Here is a 6955-nt window from a genome sequence, read left to right as displayed (position 1 = left end):
GAAGTCGCCGCCGAACTCAACAACCGGCCCCGGAAACGCTACGACTTCGACAGCCCCGCCCAAGTCCTTGACCGGATACTCTCGGATCCGAAAACAACCACTGTTGCGATCAAACCTTGAATCCGCCTCGAACTTCTTCTGCATTTCGTGGATTTCACGAACCGGGTTGGTTGACGAACCACACGTTCTCCTCGCGGAGTCGACGGCTGAGCCACCCGTCGGCGGTACGCACCAGCTCGTGATGGTAGTACCCGCCGCAGGAACTCATCGCCGCCATGCCGGGCAGCTGCATCGGGTTGTAGAACATCGCCCGCACCGTGGCGGTGTCACCGGTGATTTCACTTTCGATGTTCGTGATGTAGTGCATGCTCCACGGGATCACGCCGAAATTCGCGGCGAACCAATCGACGACCTCATCGCGACTGCCGACGATCGCGCCCGCCGAGGAGTAGTCGATGTGGGCATCGTCGGTGAACACCGACCGGTACAGTTCCCAGTCCTTGGCATCGACGGCGCGGGCGTATCGGTATAGCAGGCGGGCGATTTCGGCCTCGTCACTCATTGGATTCCGCTCATTCGGGCATGCCGATGGTCTTCGCCTCCAGGTACTCCTTGTAGCCCTCTTCGCCGTTGCGGTAGCCCAGTCCGCTCTGCTTGGTGCCACCGAACGGGCTGCTGATGCCGAAGTGGCTCTTACCGTTGATGGTGACGTTGCCGGTGCGCATCCGCTTGGCCACGTCGAGTGCTCGGTCCAGATCGCCGCCGCTGACCTCACCTGAAAGGCCGTAGATCGAGTTGTTCGCGATTGCGATCGCCTCGTCGTCGCCCTCGTACGGAATGACGGTGAGCACCGGGCCGAAGATCTCTTCCTGTGCGACTTGCGAATCCGGATCGACATCGGCCAGCAGCGTCGGCTGCACGTAGTAACCGGTCGGCAGATTCTCCGGGACGCCGCCGCCGGTGACCAGCCGCGCGCCGGAGTCGATGCCACTCTTGATCAGGCCGAGCACCTTCTGCCGCTGCGTCTCGCTGATCTGCGGGCCCTGCATGTTGCCCGGCGTCCACGGGTCGCCGACCGGGAAACCTTCCATCATGGTCTTGAGCATCTCGACGCCTTCGTCGTATCGGCTGCGGGGCAGCAGGATCCGGCTCGGCAGGATACAGCTCTGCCCGGACATGACACACGCCATCATCGCCGCCATCGGCAGCGCGGAATTGAAGTCGGCATCGTCGAGCACGATGTGCGCGGATTTTCCGCCGAGCTCCAGCAGCGTCTTTTTCACTGTCGACGCGCCCGCGGCAAGAATCGCCCGGCCAGTCGCGGTGGACCCGGTGAACGTGATCATGTCCACCCGGGGATCGGCCGACAACGCCGCACCCACCTCGTTGGCGTTGGAGACCACGACATTGAAGACGCCTGCCGGGATGTCGGTCTCCTCGGCGATGATGCGGCCGAGCTCACTGCCCGACCACGGCGTGAGTTGCGCGGGCTTGAGGACGACTGTGTTGCCTGCCATCAACGCGGGAATCGTCTCGGCGACGTTCAGGTAGAACGGCACGTTCCACGGGGTGATCGCCCCGACTACACCGACGGGTTCGTAGTGGATCTTGCGCCGCGCCGGGCCGAGCTGGGTGGGATGCACGCCGGTGTCGACCAGGTAGTCGAAGTTCTTTCCGTGCTCGGCCCAGTGCTTGACCTCTTCGATGGGGCTCTCGATCTGGCTGCCCGACACCGTGACGGGACAGCCGACCTCGGTGATGAGGATGCGGCGCAACCGCTCCTTGTCTTTTTCCAGCGCGGCGTGCAACTGGGTCAGGCAGTGGTAGCGGAACTCGAGGTCGCGCGCCCACTCGCCGCTGTCGAATGCCCGCCGCGCCGCTCCGACCGCGCGTTCCATGTCCGAGACGGTGCCGTCGGTGGCCTGGCCGGCCACCTCTTCGCTGGCGGGGTGAATCACGTCGAACTTCGCGCCGCTGCTGGTGTGTAGCAGTTCGCCGTCGATGAGCATCCGCTCTTCACCGGCCAGTACTCCCGTATCGTCCTGCACGCTGGTCATGCGCTCAGCATTACAAACTTCTGCGGAAGTGTCACCCCTTCGGCGGTGCCGAAAATTCAGCCCGAGCGGCGTAGCTGAAGGATCAGCCCGCCTGCTTGACTCCCGCCGCGTGCCGAAGCTGCGCCAGGAACTGGTCGTCATCGTCGCTGCGCACGATGTAGTGCGAGATCGCGACGCGAATTGCCGTGGCCGCCTTGACCGCTCCGTTGGGCCCGGTCAACAGCTTCTCCAGGCGCGCCCGCATGATCGGCAGGATTCGTCCCAGTTGACCGATGACGACCTCGGGTTCGATGTCGACCAGTCGCACACCGGAGTAGGAATGTTGGTAGGAGACGATGAACCGCAGCGCGGCGTCCAATTTCTCCGCGCCACGCAGGCCCGCGGTCGCCTGGCTGATGCCGTTGTCGAACATCTCGCGTTCGTGAATGCCGAAAGCGTCGAGTAATTCCTGCTTGGAGGCGAACCAGCGATACAGCGTGGGCCGGGAGACACCGGCCTGTAGTGCGACCTCCGAGAGGCTCAGTTTGGTCTGTCCGCTGCGGGCGAGCACTTCCGCGGTTGCGACGAGAATTCGGTGTCTGGTCGAAGTGTCCTCGGTGGCTCCGGACGGATCGCGCAGCGGATCGTTCACTTCCTGGGCCTCAATCGTTGGGTTCCATGATGGTAGTGCGTCAATCACAGCGACTTCTTGAGGACGGCGACCGTGTCTAGATCCTCGAGTGCGGCGACCGCCCGCCTCAGTCCTTCCAACGCGATGCTCTCGTCCTGCATGCCACCCATTCCGGCGGTGATCAGCGCGGCGGTGTACGCGTACAGCGCGCCTTGCCGGTAGCGCTCCCACAGTTCGGCGCGGTCCAGGTTCGGGCCGCCGGCAGCGGCCAGGGCCTGGCGGTATCTGTCGAGGATGTCCCCTTCGCAGGCCTGCCGGTCGGCGGTCGTCATACTCGTGATCAGGGTGTAGGACAGTTCACGGCCCGGATGCCCCCGTCGCACGGCCTGCCAGTCCAATAGGCCGGCCGCGCCACCGCGGAAGTAGACGTTTCCGGGGTGGGCGTCGCCGTGCATGACCGTGTTCGGTGACCTGTCGATCAGGCGAGCCGCCGCGCGGTAGTTCTCGTCGATGAAGCGCCCCGTTGCCACCGGGATGTCGGTTCGCTCGGCGATCCGGCGTGCGGACGACTTGAGCAAGGGACCCGTCATCATCGACGAACTGTCGGCCGACGCCGAGTACACCCAGTCGGGGATCCGGCCCCAGAACGTCCCGTGCAGCCGGGCCAGGAGTTCGACGATCAGATTCGCCCGGTCCTTGTCGAGCGGATGGAGCGTGTCGGGGAACTCGCATTCGTCGGCGGGCAGGTCTTCCAACACCAACACGTAGCGGCCGGTCATCGAATCGAATGCGGACCCGTAGGACTTGGGCAGCCCGCTCAATTGCGGTGACAACTCCTGGTAGAACCGCGTCTCTGTCTCACCGAGTCGTCCCAATTCACCCATCAGGCGAGTCGCGGCCGTTTCAGCGGCCATCTTGACGAATACCGAATCGGGGACGTCCTCGCCGGTGAGCGCCAGGCGGGTGCGCGACGATGTTCCCGCATCGCCGCCGATCACCGACATCGCCGTCACCGTGCGCCCCATCAGTTTTGAGAGCTGGGCAGCGTCGAGGTCGTCTATGGTGCGGGGCAGCGATCGAATGCGGCCGATGGCGGCGTCGGTGACGATACGTTGAACACCGCGCCCGAGATGCGATGCGAGGCCAACAACCGGCGCAACAGATTTCACCTCGCTAGTTTACAAATTTACGATGATTTGTAAAGCTCCTGGAAGGAATGCGATGGCCGGACCGTTGGAGGGCGTCAGGGTCGTCGAACTCGGTGTGTGGGTCGCCGGGCCTGCGGCTGGAGGAATTCTGGCGGACTGGGGCGCCGACGTCGTCAAGATCGAGCCACCGGACGGCGATCCGGCGCGGATGTTCGGCCGGATGCTGGGCGTCGAGGACGGATCGAGTCCGCCCTTCGAGATGGACAATCGAGGCAAGCGCAGCATCGTGCTCGACGTCACGACCGATGCCGGACGTGAGACCGCGCGTGAGTTGCTAAGCGGCGCCGATGTTTTCCTGACCAACGTCAGACCCGCAGCGCTGACCCGGTTGGGTCTGGATTTCGAGTCGGTGGCCATGAGCAATCCGGCGCTGGTGTACGGCCTGGTCACCGGTTACGGCGAGAGCGGTCCCGACGCCGACCGCGCGGCCTTTGACGTCGCCGCGTTCTGGGCCAGGTCCGGCCTGGCACACCTGCTGACCCGACCCGGTGACACCCCGCCGTTTCAGCGTGGCGGGATGGGTGACCATACGGTGGGTATGACGTTGGCCGCGGCGGTATGTGCGGCACTGGTCGCTCGCGGGCGGACCGGTAAGGGCCAGATGGTCAGCAGCTCGTTGTACCGGCAGGGCGCTTACACCGTGAGCTTCGACCTCAACACATTTCTGATGACGGGCAATCCCATCGCGATCGGGCAGCGCGAGTCAATGGGTAATCCCTGTATGAACAACTATGCAGCCGGTGACGGACGGCGGTTCTGGATCGTCGGACTGCAGGCGGGCCGCCACTGGCCGCCGCTGTGTCGGGCCGTCGACCGGACCGACTGGCTGACCGATCCCCGATTCGATACGCCGCTGAACCGTGCGGCCAACTCCCGGGAATTGATCGTCGAACTCGACGAGATCTTCGCGACCAAGCCCCTGGCCGAGTGGGCGGAAATCTTTGCGGGCGAACCTGATTTCTTCTGGTCGCCGATCAACTCGCTCGAAGACGTCATCGGCGACGAGCAGTTCCACGCCGCCGGTGGCATCGTGAATGTGCCCGACGGGGAGGGCGGCATTCCCATGGTGGCCTCACCCGCGGACTTTCACGGCACGCCGTGGGAACCGCGTTCGGCAGCGCCGCAACTGGGGCAGCACACCGACGAGATCCTCGGCGAACTCGGTTCGCGCTCGCGCTAGCGGGTTGATCCCGCGCATCAGATGCACGTGATCAACCCCGTTAACCGCCGGACTGCTCGGCCTCGGGAGCGTAGTGCTTGACCCGGGCGGCGTGCCGAAGCTGATTCAGGAAGTCGTCGTCATCGTCGCTGCGCACCACATAGTGCGAAATAGCCACGCGCACCGCCGTCGACACCGCCAAGGCGGGGTCGGGTCCCGACGCCAGGCGCTCGAGCCGCTGCCGCATCAGCGGAATGACCCGGGACAGCCGCTTGATGACCTGCGCCGGTTCGATGTCGATCATGCGTAGACCCGGATAGGACTGCTGGTAATCGACGATCACCCGCAGCGCCGCATCGAGCTTTTCGCACGCGGGGAGATCGGCGGTCGCCTCGGACACCGCGTGTTCGTAGAACTGCCGTTCCCACACCACGAATGCTTCGAGCAGTTCCTTCTTGGAGGCGAACCACCGATAGAGCGTCGGCCGCGACACCCCGGCCTGCGCGGCGACCTCTGAAAGGCTGAGCTTCGACATGCCGTTGCGGCCAAGAACCTCCGCGGTGGCGGCAAGAATGCGCTGACGCGTCGAGCTGTCGACCTCGACCCAGGATTCCGCCATCGTCATAGCTTTACAAATTTTTAGCGAAGTGTCACGCTTCAACTGTGACTGCCCCACCCGTGCAGGTTCGTGAATACAGTCGGTTCGACATCACGTCCCGCGACTTCTGGAGTCGGACCTTCGACGGCCGAGACGAGATATTCGCCCAGCTCCGGGCCAGTGAGGGCATCACCTGGCACCGGCCGTTCGACTCGCTATTCCCGATGGAGGAGCCCGGATTCTGGGCTCTGACACGTCGTGCGGATATCGCCTATGTCAGCCAGCATCCCGAGCTGTTCACCTCCGCCCAAGGGGTGGCACTGAGTCCAATGCCCGCCGAGATCCAACGGTTCGCGTCGTTCTTCCTGAGCATGGATCCGCCGCGGCACACCGTGTACCGGCGGTTGATCAGTTCGGCGTTCACTCCGAGAAACGTCCGTCAGATCGAGGAGCAGATCCACCGCAACGCCGTCGCGATCGTCGACGATCTCGTCGGGGCCGGGGATGTCGACTTCGTGGGCGCTTGTTCGGCGCGGCTACCGATGCTGACGATCATGGACATGCTCGGCGTGCCGACGGCGGACCAGCCCGCGGTGGCGTATGCCGCCGAGAAGCTTTTCGGCATGAGCGACGACGAGTACGCGACTCCCGAGGAGCGGGCCGAAGACCCGATCGCGCAGATCACGCTGCTGTCGAACACGGGGGTCGAGTTGGCGCAGTTCCGGCGCAACAATCCCGGCGACGACCTGATGACCGGGATCGTGAATGCGGAGGTCGACGGTCATCGGCTGACCGACGAGGAGATCGGCGCTTTCCTGATTCTGTTGGCGTCCGCGGGGAACGACACCACCAAGCAGTCCACCACGCACGCGATGCTGGCCCTGGCCGAGAACCCCGCCCAGCGGGAGTGGTTGTTGGAGGATTTCGAGAACAGAATCTCCTCGGCCGTTGAGGAATTCGTCCGATGGTCCTCGCCGGTGCTCCAGTTCGCGCGCTTCGCGACCGAGGACACCGAGATCAACGGAGCGCCAGTGCAGGCGGGCGACAAGGTGGGGCTGTTCTACTGCTCGGCCAACAGGGATGAAGCGGCCTTCGCCGATCCCGGCATCTTCGATCTGTCGCGTTCGCCCAATCCGCACCTCGGTTTCGGCGGCGGCGGTCCACATTTCTGCCTCGGCAACCAACTGGCCAAGGCTGAACTGCGAAACCTGTTCCGGGAGTTGCTAACTCGATTGACAACTGTTGAGTTCGGTGAGCCCGACCTGCTCTACAGCAACTTCGTGCACGGCGTCAAACGCCTGCCTGCCTTCGTTCGATAGGAGT

7 protein-coding genes are annotated in these 6955 nt (G+C 64.2%); 2 read left to right on the top strand and 5 right to left on the bottom strand.

Annotated elements, in window-relative coordinates; translation table 11 throughout:
* Positions 1–154: 154 nt before the first annotated feature.
* The 4 genes from CSQ99_RS27730 to CSQ99_RS27715 form a co-directional block, all read right to left on the bottom strand.
* Positions 155–562: a nuclear transport factor 2 family protein gene (locus CSQ99_RS27730; RefSeq protein WP_099042205.1), complete on the bottom strand. Its 408-nt coding sequence runs from the start codon at positions 560–562 to the stop codon at positions 155–157.
* A gap of 10 nt (positions 563–572) precedes the next feature.
* Positions 573–2057, bottom strand: a complete 1485-nt coding sequence (locus CSQ99_RS27725) for an aldehyde dehydrogenase family protein (RefSeq protein ID WP_099042204.1) — start codon at positions 2055–2057, stop codon at positions 573–575.
* An 82-nt stretch (positions 2058–2139) separates the two neighbouring features.
* Entirely contained in the window at positions 2140–2688 is a 549-nt protein-coding gene (locus CSQ99_RS27720; RefSeq protein WP_099042203.1) for a TetR/AcrR family transcriptional regulator, read from the bottom strand.
* A 44-nt stretch (positions 2689–2732) separates the two neighbouring features.
* Positions 2733–3836 (bottom strand): phosphotransferase, encoded by a 1104-nt coding sequence (locus CSQ99_RS27715; protein WP_099042202.1) that lies wholly within the window; start codon positions 3834–3836, stop codon positions 2733–2735.
* Between the two features lie 52 nt (positions 3837–3888).
* On the opposite strand from CSQ99_RS27715, the gene CSQ99_RS27710 reads away from it, so the two are divergent.
* Entirely contained in the window at positions 3889–5055 is a 1167-nt protein-coding gene (locus tag CSQ99_RS27710; RefSeq protein ID WP_099042201.1) for a CaiB/BaiF CoA transferase family protein, read from the top strand.
* Positions 5056–5095: 40 nt separating this feature from the next.
* Here CSQ99_RS27710 and CSQ99_RS27705 read toward each other — a convergent pair whose 3' ends face one another.
* A complete protein-coding gene (locus CSQ99_RS27705; RefSeq protein WP_099042210.1) occupies positions 5096–5653 on the bottom strand; it encodes a TetR/AcrR family transcriptional regulator in 558 nt (185 codons plus the stop codon).
* Between the two features lie 44 nt (positions 5654–5697).
* Here CSQ99_RS27705 and CSQ99_RS27700 point away from each other — a divergent pair, with 44 nt between their 5' ends.
* Positions 5698–6951 carry a cytochrome P450 gene (locus CSQ99_RS27700; RefSeq protein ID WP_099042200.1) on the top strand — a complete coding sequence of 418 codons (1254 nt, stop codon included), beginning with the start codon at positions 5698–5700 and terminating at the stop codon, positions 6949–6951.
* Positions 6952–6955 lie beyond the last annotated feature (4 nt).

The organism is Mycobacterium neglectum (genome assembly GCF_002591975.1).
Taxonomy (GTDB): Bacteria; Actinomycetota; Actinomycetes; order Mycobacteriales; family Mycobacteriaceae; genus Mycobacterium; species Mycobacterium neglectum.
This window is presented reverse-complemented; position numbering and strand designations above follow the sequence as displayed.